The organism is Candidatus Babeliales bacterium, assembly GCA_035455925.1.
Lineage (GTDB): Bacteria > Babelota > Babeliae > Babelales > Vermiphilaceae > SOIL31.
In genome coordinates this window covers 100,456-121,366 of record DATIEE010000028.1, presented here as the reverse complement: position 1 = coordinate 121,366, position 20,911 = coordinate 100,456, and the positions used below count along the sequence as shown (strand labels likewise).

Annotated in this window: 14 protein-coding genes; 8 read left to right on the top strand and 6 right to left on the bottom strand. The window is 31.1% G+C overall.

Annotated elements, in window-relative coordinates; genetic code table 11:
* Positions 1–163: 163 nt before the first annotated feature.
* Positions 164–3,061, bottom strand: a complete 2,898-nt coding sequence (locus VLB80_04280; protein ID HSC25401.1) for a BamA/TamA family outer membrane protein — start codon at positions 3,059–3,061, stop codon at positions 164–166.
* Between the two features lie 139 nt (positions 3,062–3,200).
* Positions 3,201–3,479: a hypothetical protein gene (locus VLB80_04275; protein ID HSC25400.1), complete on the bottom strand. Its 279-nt coding sequence runs from the start codon at positions 3,477–3,479 to the stop codon at positions 3,201–3,203.
* A 161-nt stretch (positions 3,480–3,640) separates the two neighbouring features.
* Between VLB80_04275 and gltX the strand changes: the two genes are divergently transcribed.
* Positions 3,641–5,086, top strand: a complete 1,446-nt coding sequence (gltX, locus tag VLB80_04270) for a glutamate--tRNA ligase (GenBank protein HSC25399.1) — start codon at positions 3,641–3,643, stop codon at positions 5,084–5,086.
* Here the strand turns inward: gltX and VLB80_04265 are convergent.
* Complete coding sequence (locus tag VLB80_04265; GenBank protein HSC25398.1) at positions 5,069–5,332, bottom strand: hypothetical protein; 264 nt, start codon at positions 5,330–5,332, stop codon at positions 5,069–5,071. The two genes, gltX and VLB80_04265, sit on opposite strands and share 18 nt — an antisense overlap.
* A gap of 226 nt (positions 5,333–5,558) precedes the next feature.
* Between VLB80_04265 and VLB80_04260 the strand changes: the two genes are divergently transcribed.
* The 4 genes from VLB80_04260 to VLB80_04245 all read left to right on the top strand — a co-directional run bounded on the left by VLB80_04260 (position 5,559) and on the right by VLB80_04245 (position 8,456).
* Positions 5,559–6,986 (top strand): hypothetical protein, encoded by a 1,428-nt coding sequence (locus VLB80_04260; GenBank protein HSC25397.1) that lies wholly within the window; start codon positions 5,559–5,561, stop codon positions 6,984–6,986.
* A gap of 107 nt (positions 6,987–7,093) precedes the next feature.
* Positions 7,094–7,312: a 30S ribosomal protein S21 gene (gene rpsU / locus VLB80_04255; GenBank protein HSC25396.1), complete on the top strand. Its 219-nt coding sequence runs from the start codon at positions 7,094–7,096 to the stop codon at positions 7,310–7,312.
* Between the two features lie 5 nt (positions 7,313–7,317).
* Positions 7,318–7,686, top strand: coding sequence for a ribosome-binding factor A (locus tag VLB80_04250; GenBank protein ID HSC25395.1), 369 nt, complete (start codon positions 7,318–7,320; stop codon positions 7,684–7,686).
* Positions 7,683–8,456, top strand: coding sequence for a prepilin peptidase (locus VLB80_04245; GenBank protein HSC25394.1), 774 nt, complete (start codon positions 7,683–7,685; stop codon positions 8,454–8,456). Before VLB80_04250 ends, VLB80_04245 begins: the two co-directional genes overlap by 4 nt.
* A 13-nt stretch (positions 8,457–8,469) precedes the next feature.
* On the opposite strand, the gene VLB80_04240 is transcribed toward VLB80_04245, so the two are convergent.
* Positions 8,470–8,922, bottom strand: coding sequence for a prepilin-type N-terminal cleavage/methylation domain-containing protein (locus VLB80_04240; GenBank protein HSC25393.1), 453 nt, complete (start codon positions 8,920–8,922; stop codon positions 8,470–8,472).
* A gap of 397 nt (positions 8,923–9,319) precedes the next feature.
* Between VLB80_04240 and VLB80_04235 the strand changes: the two genes are divergently transcribed.
* The 3 genes from VLB80_04235 to VLB80_04225 all read left to right on the top strand — a co-directional run bounded on the left by VLB80_04235 (position 9,320) and on the right by VLB80_04225 (position 15,527).
* On the top strand, positions 9,320–11,533 hold the full coding sequence (locus tag VLB80_04235) for an ATP-grasp domain-containing protein (GenBank protein HSC25392.1): 2,214 nt from the start codon (positions 9,320–9,322) through the stop codon (positions 11,531–11,533).
* A gap of 55 nt (positions 11,534–11,588) precedes the next feature.
* Positions 11,589–13,166, top strand: a complete 1,578-nt coding sequence (locus VLB80_04230) for a DUF4804 domain-containing protein (GenBank protein HSC25391.1) — start codon at positions 11,589–11,591, stop codon at positions 13,164–13,166.
* 117 nt (positions 13,167–13,283) lie between these two features.
* A complete protein-coding gene (locus VLB80_04225) occupies positions 13,284–15,527 on the top strand; it encodes a hypothetical protein (GenBank protein ID HSC25390.1) in 2,244 nt (747 codons plus the stop codon).
* 106 nt (positions 15,528–15,633) lie between these two features.
* On the opposite strand, the gene VLB80_04220 is transcribed toward VLB80_04225, so the two are convergent.
* Complete coding sequence (locus VLB80_04220; protein ID HSC25389.1) at positions 15,634–18,168, bottom strand: HAD-IC family P-type ATPase; 2,535 nt, start codon at positions 18,166–18,168, stop codon at positions 15,634–15,636.
* Positions 18,158–20,698 carry an HAD-IC family P-type ATPase gene (locus VLB80_04215; GenBank protein ID HSC25388.1) on the bottom strand — a complete coding sequence of 847 codons (2,541 nt, stop codon included), beginning with the start codon at positions 20,696–20,698 and terminating at the stop codon, positions 18,158–18,160. The genes VLB80_04220 and VLB80_04215 overlap by 11 nt, the downstream gene beginning before the upstream one ends.
* Positions 20,699–20,911 lie beyond the last annotated feature (213 nt).

Here is a 20,911-nt window from a genome sequence, read left to right as displayed (position 1 = left end):
AGTTGAATCAAACATTATTATAAATATATAATATTTGATTCAACTTTAGTTTTTTTTAACAGATCAAGTCGTTTTTGCTTAAAAGTATAAAATTCTATTTTACATGAATCATAGTAGAATAATACCACAAACAGAAAGCATATAAAAAAAACTATATCGTTTTCTAAAATGCTTGGCCGAACGTTAAAAACCATGCAAAAGAACGCTCAACTGGAATCTGTTTACGCCATTTCCAGCCAATATCAAAACGCAAAGGGCCTAGTGGAGTAAAAATACGTAAACCAAATCCAGTAGCTGCTAAAACATCTTGTCGTTTAAAATCAGCAAATAACGTACCGCTTAATGCTCCCAAATCCTGAAACAATACTGCGCCAATCTTTTTTTTATATAATGGAAGACGCAACTCAATATTAGCATTTACCATCGATCTTCCTCCGCGAGGAACAATGTGTTCGTTATTTTCTTCATCAACAAATATTCCAAGTGGGGGCGCAAGATCGGCTTCATATCCACGTAATGAATGAGAACCACCTAAATAAAATCGTTCTGATGGCATAATTGCAGAAAATTCACGATAAAAAATATGGCCACAACGAAACCGTAATGCAGCAACAACAGTTTTTAAAGGAATAAAGAGTGACTGTTCACATAATAATTTAAAAAATGATGAATCTTTATATTTTTTTTTGACCGGTATCATTCCTTTTAATGAAAAAAGAAATAATCCACCACGCGTTGGATATAATAAATCATCAAGCCATTCGATCATAAGTGTTGGTTCAATAAAAACGAAGGGGACTAATTTATCGATTAACTGAGGCTTAAAATCAATTGCACGCGCAAATGATAATTGCTGCACATTATCTTTGATATGTATTTTCATCCATTCAAATCCATTATTGCAATCAATATTAAAGTGTTTTGATTTTTTTTGTATACCTAAAAAAAAACCGTTCTGTACCAATGTATACAAGTCATTATCGCTTCCAATAAATCCAGGCTGATCGTAGATAATACTATAAATTTGCAATGTAGTAAAAAATGGATATTTCATAAACCAAGGGCGACGATAACAACCAACAATTTCACGATGTGATCGTGCAAAGTCACAATCAAATCGAATTTGATCAGCACAATTACTAGGGTTTTTGATTAATGTTGTTCCACCAATTTTATATGTTAACCCAGAAAATGTTTGATATTTGCGAACATGCTGTAATTCAAGCCCTGCACGAGTTCTAATTTCATATCGATCATCAGGATGAAGTTTTAATAGTATAGATCTGTTTTCATGCGCGTAACTACCGTCAGCAGAAAAATGAATTGTTTCAAATATTTCTAATTCCTTTAAAGCAGTGAATGTTTGTTTTATTTTTGTCTGATCCCATAGCTCACCTTCTTTATAGCATAAAAAAGGTTTGACACACGAAAAAGGAATTGATGAGCTACCAGACATAATCGTTTTACCAAAACGAATTTTTTCTCCGGAATCAACACTCCATCGCAGAGAAACATCTGAGTTAAGTGATTCTATAGCTAATGTAATCTTAGGGTATAAATAACCGAGTGATTGAAAATGAGCAACTAGAAATGCACGTTGTTCATCGATTACTTTGTTTGTAAAAGGAATATTTCCTTCAATAATTATTTTTTTAAATGGATCATATTCATTGAACTCAGAATGACCGTTAACAGAAACAGTTTTAATTTGTTTTTGACCGCCTTCATCAACAGTAACAACTAATGCATATTCATTTTTTTCATTTTTCTCAACTACATCATGATGAATTACAGTAAACGCAGGAAACCCTTGATTAAAATAAAAATTTGTTAAAAGGTTAATTGCTTTATCATACAAATATGTATCAAAATAAGAATGTTTTAATAATTCACCAAAACATTTCTTTTTTATAACATCTTGATGGCCATATGTTCCATTTTTTATTTCGATGGCTGTGATAATCGCACGCGGTCCTTCTTTTATGATAAAAAAAGAACGTTCTTTTTCTTCTTGAGTTATCACTTCAGCATTCAAAAATCCTTTGCTTTTATAGGCGCGAACTATCTCCTCTGCTAACAATGAAGCAGGCAATAACCATGTTGATTGACCAAAGACTAAAATCTTATCGAACAATTGTCGTTTAGAAAAAAAACGATGTCCAAAAAAAACAATTTCTTTTTTTTGATGTATAGTTACTTTCCAACATACATTCACGACAGAATGTACATAATCAATAGTGTGCTCGCTATCAATAGTCGTATGGAGAAAACCTTTTTTTGCCAAATAATTTTTCATAATAATTATTTCATTATGTAATTGTTCTTGAATAAATACAGATGATGATAAATCACGCGAAAGTTTTTTTTGCACAAGTTTGCATAGTTTATCGTTATCTTCATATATAGCATTATCACTCTTTATTTCAACGATATGTGTACCGAAATAAAATTGTTGACCTTTTTTAATAGAAATATGAACTATTACCTCTTTTGTGTAATGATTATATTCAAAAAAACTTGATATATTTTGATTAAAATATCCATTACTGATCAAATAATCTTTTATTTTTGTTAATGAGTGATCATGTTTTGATTGATCGAAATTATCGCCTCTTTCCATAAGATACAACTGTAATAATGATTGTTTACGTTGATACATATTATGAATTTTAATTTTTTTAAAAATCCAAGCTGCTTTAAAAATAAGATGTACGCTTATTCCATGATCATCAATAACCATTGTCATCTGAATCATTGAATATTTATTTTTTTTAGCAAAGCGCCCAATCGCTGCTATGATATCTTCACTGTTGATTACACATCCCTTATCAAAGCCCATTAAATACAAAAACTCTTGTTCTTGTAATATAACATCTGATTCAAAAGAGAGGTTTGTAAGAATAGTTGGAGAAATTAATATATTTTTAATTACTTCTTTATCGATATAGTCATGAGACATTACCGTAAAAGGAATACGATTATTTTCTTGTTGAGCATTAACTAATCCAAAACAAAAAAAGGACATAATAATTATTAGATGACATGCCAACGATTGGTTCATACGATACAATAACACCTGAAAGGTTAACTAACTTTATGGTACATACCCTTTTAGTGTATCAAAAATAGAGATGTTCGTATCATAACAATACACAACTGTTAATACATTTTTTTATACATTGAACAAAAGAATCACTACATTATTCTAAAATGCGAAACATGCCACGATAATCTCGTTCTTTTAGGAATGGTTCAACATGAACCATGTCAGGAGTATAATCGCCAAACCCTTCATGAATAATATCCAAAAAATTATCAATATTGCTTTTTAAACCGCATGCAATAACAACGAATTCATTTGATTGAACAAGCTGTACTGTTCCTTCTAAGTCTAATTTTCTGGCAGCCTTTTGAATGAAATTGCGAATATCGTTATCTAATGTTTTTGATACCAATGTAATTTTAAGACATTTTTTCATTTCTCAATCCTTTTAGTAAAACTTCTCGAAAAAAATACCAAATTAGAACTCTGTATGTCAAAGAATTTAAACAAAAATTACTAGAATCGTTCTGGACTTTACAGCCATTACGAGTAAACTAAATACGTCTTTTAGAATATATATAATAAGGAATCAAAATAATGCAAAAGATTCGCGTGCGTTTTGCTCCCTCTCCTACAGGCATGATGCATTTAGGCAATGTTCGCGCTGCGGTAATTAATTTTTTATTTGCTAAACAAAAAAATGGTGATTTCATTATTCGCATTGAAGATACCGATGCTCAACGTATGTTTGACCCTGAAGCAAAAAAAATTCTTGAAGATCTTGCATGGCTTGGTCTTTCATATAATGAAGGCCCCTATATTGGTGGACCATATATACCTTATTATCAATCTGAACGAACTCATCTTTATCAAGAACAACTTACTATTTTCGAAAGACAAAAACTAATTTATCGTTGTTTTTGTACCGAAAAAGAACTAGAAACAAAACGGCTACGGCAACAAGAATTTAAACTACCACCTCGGTATGATCGTACCTGTATGGCACTATCATCAGCAGATATTGATTCTCTTCTTTCAGAAAATAGTCCTTATATTTGGCGTTTTAAATGTGATCACAGTTTATCAGTAACAATTACTGATTTAGCATATGGAAATATAACGTTTAATTTAAGTAATTTTTCTGATTTTGCTATTACGCGTCAAGATGGTAGCTTTACTTTTATATTTGCCAATTTTGTTGATGATTTACTCATGAATATTACTCACATTTTTCGTGGAGCAGATCATCTTTCAAACACTGCTAATCAAGCTGCTTTATTTCATGCTATTAATGCTCCCTTGCCAGTTTATTGGCATTTACCAATTTTAGTAAATCTAGAAGGAAAAAAACTTTCAAAGCGAGACTTTGGATTTTCATTACGAGACCTTAAAGATGCTGGATTTTTACCGGAAGCAATTGAAAACTATGTTTCTATTATTGGTGGATCCTTTAAAAATGAAATTATGTCACTTGAAACGCTTGCGACAACCTTTAATTTTGACACTATCAATGCATCAAGTCATATTACCTATGATCTTGAAAAACTTAAATGGGTAAATAAAAATTGGATTAATCGCTATGAACCTGAAAAATTAACTTCTCAATGTAGACCTTTTCTGGAAACCGCATATGATGAAAAAGCAAAGAATATTGATATCGCGACAATGACTCACTTGATTCAAATTATCAAACCAGAATTGACAACCACCAGTGATATAGTTCATGCTCTTGAATTTTATTTTATTGAGCCACACGTAATTTTAGCTGATATTGAGGCATGTATATCATTAGCAGCATATCCATTAATAAAAAATATTATTACTAAGTATAAGAATCTTCTTATAACAGATGCTTTACAATTTGTGTCACAAATAAAATTAGCAGCAAAGGATGAAGGTCTTTCATTAAAAGAGTTATTCTGGTTTTTACGTCTTGCCTTAATAGGAAAAGCACATGGACCAGGAATTCATGAACTTATCGAAATGCTTGGTGCACCCAGAGCTTTAAGTAGAATAGAAAAAACATTACGATTGATTGATTGAATTTTCTAGACGATTTGGTAGCTTTTTAAGGTCACGCACTAAACCTTTTGAGTGAAAATAATGCATTAAAGCTAAAAAATGTTCTTCAGTTGACGGTGGAACAAAAAATTCAAATAAACTTTTTGAAGGATCAAGCGTACGATCAAAGGCAATGTGGTCGCAACTTCGTAAAGCAGCAGTAACATACCAACATAAAGCACGCTCAACATACGCTTGATAATAGGAACAATATAATGAATTTTGCATAAATCTATCACAATAAAATGTATACAGTAATATCTTTTTTTATAGTATATAAATAAAGATAATGTGAAAAACACGAAATCACAATGATCTCTTTTTTTTCATATGATCAATATGTAACATTTGTGCATATAGATTTAAAATATAATAAGCTTTAAAGTTGACTGCATAACTATAACAATGATATAAATAGATGATTTGTTTCTGACAAACAATAAAAAGGAATAATATGCCTCGCGACAAACAAAACAAACTACCCCAACAATTGCTATCTTTATTACTATTTTTTACCCTAACGCTGGTAAACATTCCATTATGTGCTCACTTGTCATCTCTTGCCAAAAATGATGCTTTACCAATGTATACTACACTTAATATAGATGAAGAATTATTACTTACCAAAGAGCAATTACTTTACAAAGATTATGATTGGGCTGAAAAGAAACGAAGTAGAGGTATTTTTTCTTTTTCTCCTTTTGCACAAAATGCTGATCGCGGTAAAACTATTAAAGGACAACAACAAAATAATCTTATTGCTCCTCCAGGTACCGTGCTTATCGATACTCCTCTTGGTGATTTAACGGGTAGAACGGGTATGATTGCTCTTTTATATGGTGCCATACCACAAGGTCAAACACTTGCACCAGCATTAGTTACGGCAAAAAATGCACTTTTTCCTGGTAGTATAGGGCAAGTGGTTAATGATGAAGCAAAAATAGACCCAGATCAACTTTTTGGCTTTTTTTCTTTTCCAGAAACGTATCGTAAACGTGGTGTTGCAGCGCAATTAGCTGTTCGTTTCGCTGACAATTTCGGTTTTTATATTCAGGGGCGTGTTAGTACCATCCGCCAGGTTTCCGAAGATACAATTGATTTAACTGATGAAAATGGCTCATTCGAAGGTCTTAGTGGAGCTGAGGTCGATTTATATTTAATGGATGAGCTGCACACCATTGCTGATCAGATTGGCATTAATTTGTGTGATTTTATTAAAACATCGATAGAAGAAGTTCGCTTTAATCTCTTCTGGCGACAAGCATTTGAAATTAACAAGGAAGCACAAAGCGATTGGGCAAAATTCTTAATTATCCCCTATGTTGAAGTTGGTGCATCCGTCTCTCCGGGAAAAAAAGACAATGAACATATGTTTTTTGCTGCGCCATTTGGCAATAATGGTCATCCAAGTGTTGGATTTACGACAGGAGTTAATTTTGATTTTCTCGAAACAATAGAAATTGGTGGGGAAGTTGGCTATACTCATTTCTTTACCCGTAGTTTTTGTCGACCAATCCCAAATAGTGAATTTCAAACCAATCTATTTCCTTTTTCAACCAATGTTAGTGTAAGCCCTGGTGATAACTGGTTCTTTGGTGCACGTATTGCAGCATATCACTTTATAGATAAGCTTTCTATGTACTTTGAATGGTTTGTGCTTGACCATCAACAGGATGACATAGATCTCAAAAAACCTGATCCAGCTTTTCTTCCAAAAGTACTTGAATGCACAACTAGTTTTAAAACAAAACTAGGCAATGCAGGCTTTAATTATGATTTATCTCCAAATGTTGGCGTGGGATTTTTGTGGCAAATACCATTTTCACAGCGTAATTCATATAGAAGTTCTACTTTAATGGCTAGTTTAAACGTAACATTCTAGACAGTAGGCTTAAAATTAAGTACTATAGTATGTAGTGTGTAAAAAAGTGCTGCATACTATAGTAATATTGAGTAAAAATATATATAAAGAAAGGTGATTGTTTAGTTATGTCAAAACGATCAAATATCGAAATTTCTGTGAGTGGACACATTGATAAAGCTCTCAGACAACTTAAAAAAAAGATAGAACGTGAAGGCATTGTACGAGATATGAAACGTACTGTTTACTTTGAATCTACTACACAAAAAAGAAGAAAACGTCTTGTGCGTGCTATCAAGCAAAATATGATGCGCATGATTACTCAAGGCACAGCCCCTAAAGATTAATACCCATGAGCAAACAACAGCAAGAAATAAAAAAAGCACAAAAAGAGTCATATTTTTATAGAGAAATTTCTAATTTCTTCTTACAAATTACGCTTGATGAACCGCGTCTGACCGGATTGTATATTAATAAGATTAGCCTTTCTTCAGATGGCGGATCATGCACTGTTTTATTTCTTGCCTCACATGGCAAAACTGAATTTGAAGAAAAATTACCAATACTTATTCTCTATAAACCTTCCTTACGCTCTGCCTTAGCAAAAACATCTCACGGACGGTACACGCCAAATCTTATTTTTCGCTATGATGAAAGTTATGAGAAAACGGAAAAAATCAATCTCTTGATCGATAGACTTAAAAATGAAGGAAAACTATAATTCTTTATTTTTTAACTCCTTTTTTTTTATGCTGGGGCTCATTTTTGAATGTTCTTGCATATCGTTTAATAAAAAATCAATCTATAATAACTCCCCGATCATCATGTCCACATTGTCATAAAATTATTGCTTGGTATGATAATATACCGGTTATTTCATGGGTATTGCTTAATGGTAGATGTCGAGTATGTCATCAACCAATTTCCTTTTTCTACCCATTCATTGAAATGTTAACAGCAATTCTTTTATCTTTTCTTTATATTTTTATTCCGCATCACTATTTTTTTGCCTATTTCATATTTTTCTCTGCACTCATAGTGACTATTCGTTCTGATGCTGAAACAATGCTTATTTCACGATTTACAACGCTATTTCTTGTTCCTTTTGGTTGTATTTTCAGCGCATATGGATTGTTGCCATTGTCATTAACTGAATCTATCTTAGGAGCATTTTTTGGATATTCTTTTTTGTACATTATCAATAGTATTTTTAAATATTTGCGCAATATAAATGGTATTGGTGAAGGAGATTTGGATCTGATCTTATTTATAGGATCATTTACTGGTGTAGCAGGGTGTTGGATGAGCATCACGATTGGTTCTATTCTTGGTTCCCTTTACGGTCTTATGTATCTCACATTTTTATATTTTAGCAAAGATAATAATGATTCGCTATATGACACAAAAATACCTTTTGGTCCATTTTTAGCATGCGGCGCGTTAATATTTATCTTTCTACAAAAACATATATTTTATTACATATTGCTCTAGTAAAAAAATAAAATTACACTAAATCGTCGTGTGCAATAACTATATTATTGTTTTCATCAATTGTTATAATATCAAGATCTCCATCACCATCTATATCACCAGCTGCAACAGCAACAAATCCTGTTTTATCTGCACGTGAACCTTGGAGTTGTGATCCCGTAGCGCCTAATTTACCTACAAAATTATTTCGACCCTCTACTCCCGCAAAACCATAGGTATAATATGCTTTACCTTCTGGTTTCCATCCAATACCGCCTTGTCCAATCAATATATCAGAGTAAGTTCCATGTTCTGCCAAATATGCCTTTTCTGCTGCATAAATAGAACTTAAGTTCATATACGCTTCAGCTCGTTTTGCTTTAGCTAAAAAACGAGTAAAATTAGGAACAGCAATCATTGCAAGAACCGCCATAATTGCTACCACAACCATTAATTCAATTAAACTAAATCCATTACTATATTTCATTATTAGTACTCCTGTTACTACAATATCTATTTATCTTTTTCATGTTAACGAATAATACTATATAGCTGGCAATAGTAACGCTAAAATAAAATGTACTTTTTGTTGCAAATCAAATAGAAAAATTTAACATTTAAAATCAGACACAAAGATTTTGTTTTAAAACTACTTATTGTAAACAAAATTAATTAAAAATAAATATTAGACTTGTAATGAGTCATTTAATCAAGTTACTGTAGTATCATTTTTTTTAAATCATAATTATTTACACCATATAAAAATAATAATTTTTTTGTGTAATAATTAACGTATTCTTTTCTTTACCACTTCTATGCAAATCAGTAAAATTAATACTACAGTTTGATATATGTACACAATAAAAATCAAAAGACTAATGTATATGCAAAAATTACGTATTGGCGTTCTTATGGGTGGTAAGTCACTGGAAAAAGAAGTTTCTTTTAATTCTGGAAGAACAATATGTGATCATTTGGATACAACGCGTTATTCTATTATTCCTTTATTTCAAACTAATTCAAAAATATACCTATTGCCATGGCGTTTTTTGCATAGAGGAAAAACAACTGATTTTGAGCATCGACTTGAAAAAGAAGCAGAATATATTGCGTGGGATGATCTAAAGAATCATGTTGATTTTATTTATATTGCGCAGCATGGTCGTTACGCTGAAGATGGTACATTACAAGGTTTTTTAGAAATATTAGGTATACCTTATTTAGGATCAGCTGTTTTTGCTAGCGCTTTACGCATGGATAAAATTGCACAAAAAACTTTTTTACGCAGAGTAGGAATTATAACACCGCACTATATTATTGTAGAACCATATAAAATTGAACAGTTTACATACTACAAAAATATTATTTTAGAAAAACTTATTGCTGCAAAAATAACTACTAATTATGTTATTAAGCCATGCAATGAAGGATCAAGTATAGGCATTTCGATTATTAATACACTTGATAATCTTGAAGCTGCGTTACGTCATGCTTGTTTTATTGAACAAGGCAAAAAAAAACGGGTACTCATTGAAGAAAAAATTATCGGCATGGAATTTACGTGCATTGTATTAATGGATTACACAACCGGTAAATTTTTTGCGTTACCTCCCACTGAAATTGTTCCTGAAGAAGGTACAACATTTTTTGATTATGAACAAAAATATATGCCTGGACGTGGCATAAAGCGTACCCCTGCACACTGCAGCATAGATATTATCGTGCGTATTCAAGAAACCTGTCTTGCAGTAACTCATGCGCTTGAATTTTCTACCATGAGTCGTATTGATGGTTTCGTTGCTGCCGATGGCACTATCATTATTATTGATCCAAATACACTTTCTGGTATGGCACCATCAAGTTTTATCTTTAATCAGGCAGCTGAATATGGTATGAGCCCTTCGCATGTTATCAGCCATATTATTGCAACTGAGCTTCATCAGTACGGAATGCTGGAGACAATTGTTGATAACGAAAAACGGAAATCATTAACGATGCATACGCAAAAAATTCGTGTTGCTATATTGCTTGGCGGAAAATCTAATGAAAAAGAAACATCACTTGATTCTGGCCGCAATGTCTATTACAAACTTTCACCGCATAAATATGATCCCATTGCTATTTTTATCAGTGATACACTAGAGCTATATATGCTTACTCAATCACAACTTGTACGTAATTCAACTAAAGAAATCAATGAATTAGTTACACCATCACAAAAGATTAAATGGGATGACTTACCAACTATTGCAGATTTTGTTTTTATTGCGCTTCATGGTGGACACGGAGAAGATGGTTCTATTCAAGGTGCTCTTGAAATACTTGGTATGCCGTATAATGGGTCATCGGTATTAACAAGTGCATTATGCATAAATAAGTATAAAACAAATCAATTTCTTGTTATGCATAATTTTGATGTTCCAAAAAATATTTTTATCACAAAACAAGAATGGGAATTATATCCTAATAATGATATGTACACAAAAATTATTGGTACATTGCAATTTCCAATGATCGTTAAACCACATAATGATGGTTGTAGCGTCATGGTACAAAAAATAATGAATAGTAATGATCTGATTACGGCAATAAATCAAGTTTTAGAATATAAATCTGCTGTACTTATTGAAGAATATATTAGTGGCATGGAACTAACAATAGGTATTGTTGGCAATGAAAATCCGCGTGCATTGCCACCAAGCCAAACAATAACAACCAATGGGATTCTTTCAATTGAAGAAAAATTTTTACCTGGTGCCGGTGAAAATCAAACACCAGCTCAACTATCTCAATCTGCGCTTGAATTTATACAAAAAACCGTCGAACGTGTGTATACAACAGTACAATGTAAAGGCTACGCTCGTATTGATTGTTTTTATCAAAGTGATCAACAAAGCCCTACTGGTCATGAACGAGTTATTATTTTGGAAATTAATACATTGCCTGGTCTAACACCAGCAACATGTTTATTTCATCAAGCTGCTGAGATTGGCCTTAAACCAATGGATTTCATTGATAAGCTGATTACATTGGGATTTGAAGAGCATGCGCCTATGGATGCTGTTTTTAAAGATCAAGAGTCAAATAAAATATTATAAAATTTAAAATAATTGTGTTGTTGCTAGAAAATTTAAAAAAATTAATGGATTTAAAATGAAAATTATTAGAATAGTCCTTATGGTGAGTGTTGTAACTACGATGCAGAGTTTATCATGTATGGAGATGACATTTGGTACATTATTAGAAAACTATAAAAGATTCATTCAGTTTGATAATAGAGTAGCTGTATTACCAAGTCTATTTCATAGAATTACTTCTTTTGATGAAAAAAATCAGAATGAAATGGTTAGTTATGCACAAGGTACTTACCCGCTTATTCATAGCGAAGTGATAAAGTTATGTGACAATTTTATTACATTTAAGATGCAAGAAGGCAGTAATGTTGAAAAAGCATTGTATAAAAACATGACTGTGGCATCGTTTATAACGCGTTGTTTTAAGAAGCGGCCGTTAACATTTTGTACTTCGGAAGATAATGCTTTATTGCGTGATGGCACAGTATGTAATGATGATAATAATGCCTTAGTTGATTTTGCAAAAATAGGAGCTGATGATCAAGTTGTAGAAGGTGAAGCATTATTACCGCTTAAAAAATATATATCTTATGAAGAAATGCAAATATCAGCTTTGCTGGGTATATCGAGTCCGACAAGATTTATTAATGATGGAAACCGCTACAATAAAGGTAATGTAGCTAAGCAAAATACTTTTCAAGAATATGGTATCTATAGTGGACTGGTTGGAGCTCGTTTTGAAAAACAAGGCTTAATGGAATGGCAACATATTATTATAACAGAAACGCAAAATGTAGAAGCTAACGGATATGGGCTTGAAAAGTGCGATAAAGGTTCGCTCAAATTATGGTCTGAATTTTATGGCTGTAAATTTCCAACATTGGCTGAGGCGAAAAAAGATAGTAGTAATAAGTATATTCTTCTTGGTGAAAGCAAATTCTATTTTAATACAGAGGTGTATAAAAAACGGATACGATACGTAATTGAACCTTTTTTATTAGATGCTAATAAGCGAGGAAAAGCTGCTAGCAAACAAGTTTATGTATATGCAGTTGCTATTGGCCTTGGGGTATGGGCTATTGAAAAAAAAATACAAACAAAATGTATGATCGAAGTATATAAGGATATTATCTCATCAAATGATTTAAAGTATATCGCAGATATTGATTTTGCTTATTTTGATGAAGATTCTTTAGCATTGAAAGCTAATACATTAGTTGAAGGTATGAGCGATGGTAGTCTTGTGAGAGTCAAGGATGCAGATCATTGTATTAAGATTCATTTTTCTAAAAATAATCCTGCTAAAAAACTAGAAGGAAGTGATTCGAATAAGTTGCTAGTTGCCAGTTATGCATGGGATGGAGCTTCATACCCCGGCAATGAATTTTTTTCGAACAGTCTTTCTGCTTCAGGAGATCCGGCTGCTGCATGTTGCTCATCAATTTCATGGTTACAGAACATAGGAATTAATACATGTATCAAATGGTATATAATAAATACATTTGGCATCGAAGAAGAAAAAATGAATTTAAAAAAACAACAAGAATATTTACAATCTCTAATTAATCTAAAAACTGGTATTAGTTACTTGGCTGGGGCATCTGTTTTGGCAATACTATGTTATTCCCTGTACTATATGATTAAAAATAACAAATAAGGAAACGATTAATTGTTATTTTTAACTATTCAAAACTGCATAATAGTTCTATAATTAAATCTTATATTATATTTAAAAATTTTTAATAAAAAATACAACTAATTACTAAATGCTATTATGAAAATAAAAACAAACAGATTCTGCTTAATAGTATTACTAGCCACTAATGTTTTTTGTAGCGATAATAAACAATCACTAAACAAAACATTATCACTACACACATCGACTCTCAAAGATTTAGCTTTTCAAACAATAATAAATAGTCTAAAAAACTTTGACGATGCGTCTTGCCATGCTATATTTTCTTGTCCTGGAATAACACCAGATAAAAAAAAATTGATATTTGATACTTTAAGAAAGAGTTCACCCGAAATTGAAAAAAAAATTTGTACGTATACAAATAAATATATATCACATAATAAAAATATACTCATCGATAATTCCTTTTCATTTGATGTATATTCAGAAGCACTAGCAAGCGATAATAGTAATACTACGTTTGATTACATCGATTGGTATTGCAAACAAGCTGCTCAGATTAATTTATATACAAATTATTGTCAAAAGAAACTAATAATTGAACAAGAAGATTGTTGTCAAAAAACATCTTTTACTTCTTATAGCGATAATAAAATATATCTTTTAACTATGCCTACATTTGGTCCAGATAATTACTCTTCTGCACATCAATTTTATTCTTATAAAACAATTGTCACTCTTAACCTTACAAACTCTGAAAGCCAAGAGTTATCTAAACAATCCTACGAGGTAAAAAATGAATGCTATCTGGAAAAAAACGATGCTTACCTCAATGAACCTATCTATCAAGTAGCACCAGAACAACACGTTACTGAAGCAAAAAATTTATGGCTAAAAAATCATGAATTAACTAATAGACTTGATACATTTCCAGATGGATCATTAATTCTTACCCATCAATGGGGTGGAATTGAATTACATAATAATAATAATAATAATAATCAGATTAAGCGATTCATTATAAACAATAGTATTTGTTCAGTAAACTGCTCTTCCAATAATAACAGCATCTTAGCTCTTGGGTCATATGATGGCACAATCACTATAATTGATATCTCACAAGAAGAAGCAAATCCTACTGATATAAACAGAAGTTTTAAGACATATTATGATAATAATATCCCAGATCCATACTATCCTCATATACTATTTTCTTATAAACATACTTCTGATAATCCCATTACCTCTATTAATTTTTGTTCCGATAAAAACAAGGTTATTTTTTGTTCAGGGGAAAATCTTTATTCTTTGCAAACTAATGGGGAAAATCCTCAACTACTGTTTACCGATGTTGCCAAAATTAAATATTTTATTAAAACACATGATGAAAAAATAATATGTGTTTCTGAAGAAAACACTATTACCGTTATCAATACAGAAAAATTAAAGTGCTCCAAACACGTAACTATTACTCATCCATGTAGTATTAATACTCTATGTTTATATCCAACAAATAAAGATACCTATTTTATAACCGGTGACTCAAATGGAGATGTCATTATTTGGAATATGAATCACGATAAGCTGATCCCTCAAACAATACTACCTCATGCTGCACCAATTCATCTTGTAAACGTTACCAAAAATAATACCTATATCATAGTTAAACAAACAAAGAGTAAAAAATATCAATCAGGTAACAATACATATAACAAAGATAATGTTATATTTTACCCCACCTACGATTATTTCATTAATGATATACAAGAATATACTGCTGTAGTGAATGATCTAACGTATCAATATGAACAAAATATAAATAACATTATTCCATTGTATAATCTCTTAAAAAACAACCAATTATTTTTCTTTAAAGCTAAGTCACGCAATGGAAAAATTCTAAAAGATAATATATGTACATCCATAGATCAAATATTAACCGATCAAAAAATAATTTCATCAATTAATTCAATAGATTCACTAAAAAAATTTAGATCATCAATCCTATTAATTCTTAATAATGGTTTTAATAGTAATTCTAATTCAAAAACATTCATAAAAATTAATAATCATATATATTCTCTACTTGAGGATTTAGCAGCAGATGTACTTACAGAAATATTAAATAAAAATCGTAATAATACTAAAAAACAAATAAAAGAATTTGCGCGCGAAATATTTTTGGTAAACTTTACATTGTATCAAAGTCAATTTTTTACATTGTATCAAAGTCAATTTGAGAAAACTCCGTCAAAAAAAATAATTTTAGTCAAAAGACTACAATCTAATGAGTATTATACTTTCAATGATTTGATATTGTCATGTGGCAGTACAATTATTATCGCAATATTAGTGTATTTCTATGTTCTTCATCGTAAATGATATGGTTATTTTTTTAACTTCTCTCATTCAAAAAATTGGATAAGATTGTATAAATCATAGATCAATTTTTATTATAATTATAATGTTTTCTGTTATAATAAAAACATTATAGTTTTTTAGTATATGTGTGATAGTACAGTACTTTTACCGTTTCAGTTGTGAGAAAATAAGCCAAAACAATACCACTTATTATTTTCATGTCATGCATTGAAGGACGTACAAAAGAAAAAAATGTTTGTCCTAGACTTGTAAAAGGCAACATAATAACAACAATAGCCGCAATACAGCAAAATCCTAATAGGGCAAGTGATGGGTGATGTGCCCGCCAAAATGGCTGTTGCGTGCGTAAAGAAAAAATAAGAACTAATTGCGTTAAAGCACTACTGATAAACCAGTTTGTCTGTAATACTGCTGGATGAAGTTTAAAAAAAGAAAAAATCATAAAATCAAATGGCGAACTAACTAGACCAAATAAAAATGTTACAAAACTAATATCTTTCATAGAATATGATAATGGTTTTTGCAATTCATTTTTAGTAACTGCATCGGTTGATATTGCGATTAACGGAAAATCAGTAACTAAATCCAAAAACAAAAGTTGTAACGGTAACATCGGTAAATAATTGATAAGTAATGATGAAAAGGCAAGTGAATAAAAATGACCAACATTTGATGAAATAGTTATTTTTATATACTTCAATGTATTAATAATTATTTTTCTACCCTCTTCAATGCCCAGTAAAATATTAAGTAAACTTTTTTGTAACATAATAATTTCCGCCGCTTCGCGTGCCACATCAGCTGCATCACGAACAGCAATGCCAACATGAGCAATTTTTAATGCAGGAGCATCATTAATACCATCACCAATATAACCAACAGCATATTTACGTTGAAGATAAGCAATAATCTGATATTTTTGCTCTGGAGTTACTCGCGCAAAAATAGTACGATTATAAACAAAAAACATTTTTTGTTCTTCTGATAATTTTTCAAAGTCAGATCCAAGTACAACATTATCGATATTGTTTTCTAAACCTAATTGCTCCGCAATAGTAAAGCACACATAAACACTATCGCCACTGAGCACCTTAATTTGCACTCCCAGCGACTGAGCTTTTTTTATTGCACTTGCCGCTGTTGATTTAAGTGGATCAGCAAAGGAAATTAACCCCAACGTATCATAGGCTGTATCATACTTCCTTATTATATCATCCGGTAAGTTTACGTCCTTTATTATTTTTACCGCTACTGCAAGTACTCTATTACCACATAGTTCATTTTCTTTTACCCATTCATACATTATTGCGCGTTCTTGTTGATGTAAGTAAGTACATTGAGGAATAACATATTCAAATGATCCTTTAGTTATCAAAATATAGGTACCATTTTTTTGGACTAATGTAATAGCACGATGCCGTTCATAGGTAAAAGGGAGTTCCTTAATAAGAGTATAATCATCTAACATTTTTACTTGATCTGTTGTTAGTGCTTTAATAATTGCTTGATCAAAACCATTATGAATATCTTTTAATGAATGCAAGAGAATAGTTTCTGTACATGCTGCATATAACAATGTATGAGGTTCATTAGTAGAATAAATATTTTTTACGCTCAACACATTTTCCGTTAATGTTCCTGTTTTATCTGTGCAAAAAACTTCAATACTCCCAAGATCTTCAATAACTGACAAACGCTTAATAATCATTTTATGTTTATGCAATACCATTGCACCTTGAGTTAAACAAAATGTAATAACAATAGGAAGCGCAGAAGGAACAGCAGTAATAGCCAAAGCTCCTGCAAAAAGCAAAAAATGAAGCGATGAAAATGCTTGATGGTTAAATAATAAATTAATTATAACGATAATTATTAAACTGAATACAACAAGACCTAAAATAATTTGTGCAAGCTGCATGGTCCCTTTTACCAAAGCACTTTGCGTAATGGTACGTGTTGTTAATAAAGCAATGTTACCAAACATCGTCAATGAACCTGTTGCAAAAACAACAGCTGTTGCATTACCATCTGTTATAATAGTTCCCGCATATCCAATAGTATATGCATTATATAATTCGGTAATTTTTGTATCAGATAAAATATGTTCTTTTTTAACGGGCATTGATTCGCCCGTCAACATTGATTCATCAACAATACAATTTTCGGTTGCTATAAAACGACAATCTGCAGGAATGATATCTCCTGCTTTTAATTGTATAATATCTCCAGGAACTAAAGTATTAATAGTAACTCGCTCATTCTTATTATTCCGAGACACGATTATTGTTTCTTGAAGATATGATTTTAGTAATATCATTGCTTGATTACTACGATATTCTTGATAAAAACCAATAGTTATATTGATCAACATAATAAAAATCAAAATAATACATTCAGTGTATTGATAGGTAAAAAAATAAATAGCGGCAATAACAATAAAAATTAAAAAAAAAGGATTTTTAATTTGATTTTTTAAAACTTCAATCCACGTTATGGTAGTCTCTTGAATTTGATTAGGACCATATATATCAAAACGACGCTTTACTTCTGCATCAGATAATCCTTCTGTCGATGTTGATAAATCCTTAAAAATATTTTCAACACTTTGATTGGCATAAAAAACAAATTTTTTATTTTCCATAATTTTTTTTACAATAATAATAAGTTAGTTTGACTGCTTCAGCTATAATCAGATTAAAAAGGATTACACCGATAAGCCACGGAGCATGCGCCCAGGATGGTGACGTAAAAAAAAATAACGCATGTCCTATTTTTGTGAATGGTAACACAATTGCTATTATAACAACACTACATGAAAGTCCTATCAGTAGAGGTGAAGGGCGATGTGCAGTGAAAAATAATAAGGGGGTACGGAATAAAAATATAAATACAACTTCAGATATGGTGCTTGTTATAAACCAACTGGTTTGTAATGTTTCAGGAAAATGTGTTCTAAATACTAAAAAAATTGTCATATCAGCAATAAACATAATTAAACCAAATAACATAATCAAAATGGCTGCATCTGTCATATCATAGATAAGAGGTTTTTGTACTTCCTCATTACTAACATTATCAGTAGAAATGGCCATCATTGGCAAATCGGTTAATAAATTTAGAAAAAGAAGTTGTATAGGTAGCATGGGTGGATAATTAAGCATTAATGAAGCGACAGCTAGTGCATAAAAATGACCAAAACTTGGTGCGTTTGTCATTTTAGTATATTTTAATGTATTAACAATTGTTTTTCTTCCTTCTTCAATACCTAAAATTACACTATTTAAACTTTTGCGTAGTAATATTATTTCTGCAGCTTCTCGCGCTACAGGGGAAGCATCATTCACCGCAAAACTAACATGTGCAATTTTAAGGGCGGGTGCATCATTAATACCATCCCCCATATAACCAACGGAATATTTTTTTTGTAAATAGCTAATGATTTCATATTTTTGCTCAGGATTTACGCGTGCAAATATAGAACGATTATTTACAAAAAAAATCTTCTCTTCTTCAGTTGCTTTTTCAAAGTCTGCGCCAAGAATAATGTTATCTTTGTTTTCTTCAAGCCCAAGTTGTTGCGCAATGGTAAAACATACATTTTTACTATCACCACTTAATATCTTTATTTTAATACCCAGTGATTCCGCTTTTTTTATTGTTGTTAATGCAGTTCCTTTAAGAGGATCTTGAAATGCAATTAAACCTATAGTTGTATAATCATGATCATCAGCTTCTATGTCATATGATTCTGCACTGTATAGTTCTATATTTTTAGTCGCAATGGCAAGAATACGATTTCCTTTTGATTCCTCTGTTTCAATCCACGAATTAATTCTTATCTTTTCTTGTTCATTAAGAAATGCAATTTTCGGAATTATTATTTCTGGAGAACCTTTAACAATCAAAATGTGTACATCTTCTCGATTTACTAATGCCATGCATTGCCTTTTTTGTGGTGTAAATGGAGATTCTTTAAGGACTGTATACATTCTTAATTGTGACCTATGATCTTCAGTTAATTTTTTTTGTAATGCTAAATCAAAACCTTTTGTTAAGCTCTCCTTTGTTGCGGTTTGAACAGGAGAAGAAAGTATTGCATACACTATTATTTCATCAGAATTATTGCCATACATATTTTCAACGCTTAGTTCATTCTCTGTTAATGTGCCAGTTTTATCGGTGCAAAAAACTTCAATAGAGCCCAAATCACCAATTGCAGAAAGTCGTTTTACAATAACATTATTTTTTTTTAACGACGACGCACCCTGGGATAAGCAAAAAGTGATAACCATAGGTAATCCCTCAGGAATTGCAGTAATAGTTAGTGCCGCTGCAAAAAGAAAAAAATCAATATAATTAAGCTGTCCTTTATCGATAATAATATGAATAAGCGCAATAATGAGTAAACTAAAAAAAATTAAATATATAGTGAGACGCGCAATAGAAACAGAACCTTTTTCAATACTACTTTTTGTAGTAGTTTTATTTGTTAATGTTGCAACCGTACCAAGAGCTGTAGAAGATCCAGTAGCAATAACTACAGCAATGCCTTTCCCTTGAGTAACTATTGTTCCCGTAAATCCTATATTTTCTGCACGATACATATCAATTACTATTTCTGGCAAAGCTTCACTTTTTTTAGTAACAGCAACAGATTCTCCGGTCATACTTGATTCATCAATTGCAAGATTATCGACCGTAATAAATCGACAATCTGCAGGAACAATGTCTCCTGCATACATAATTATAATATCTCCCGGGACAAGTTGATTTATAGGGATATTTTTTTCTGTATTCTGGCGCTTTACTGTTATGTGTGACATAAGACACTTTTTCAGTAATTGCATGGATCGATTGCTACGGTATTCTTGATAGAAACCGATACCAACATTAATTATTATAATGATAAAAATAATAATACATTCTGTAATTTGTTTTGTTAGTAAATAAGCGAGGCCAATCACAAAAAAAATGCTCATAAAAGGATTAAGAAGTTGTTGTTGTAATAACTTTAACCAGGTGACATCAACTTCTTTAATCTCATTGAGACCATACTTATCAAGTCGCTCATTAACTTCCGATTCCGTTAATCCTGCATTAGATGTTTGTAAATAGGTAAGTATATCGTTAACTGAAATATTGGTATAAAAAGAAAAATTTTTATTTTCCATACTATTTCCTTTTTTGATCAGTTTATGGAAATTGTCCCCGATAATGCAAATTATTTATCATAATAAGTAATTTTTTTCTGTGCATACTAATAAAAAATTAGACCTATTAAAAGATTATATAAAATAGTTTGCAAAAAATCTTGATTGTAACATTTAAGGTTTTTTTTATTGCCATCAATCGTTGTGTATGTTATAATTTTATTATTATCTATT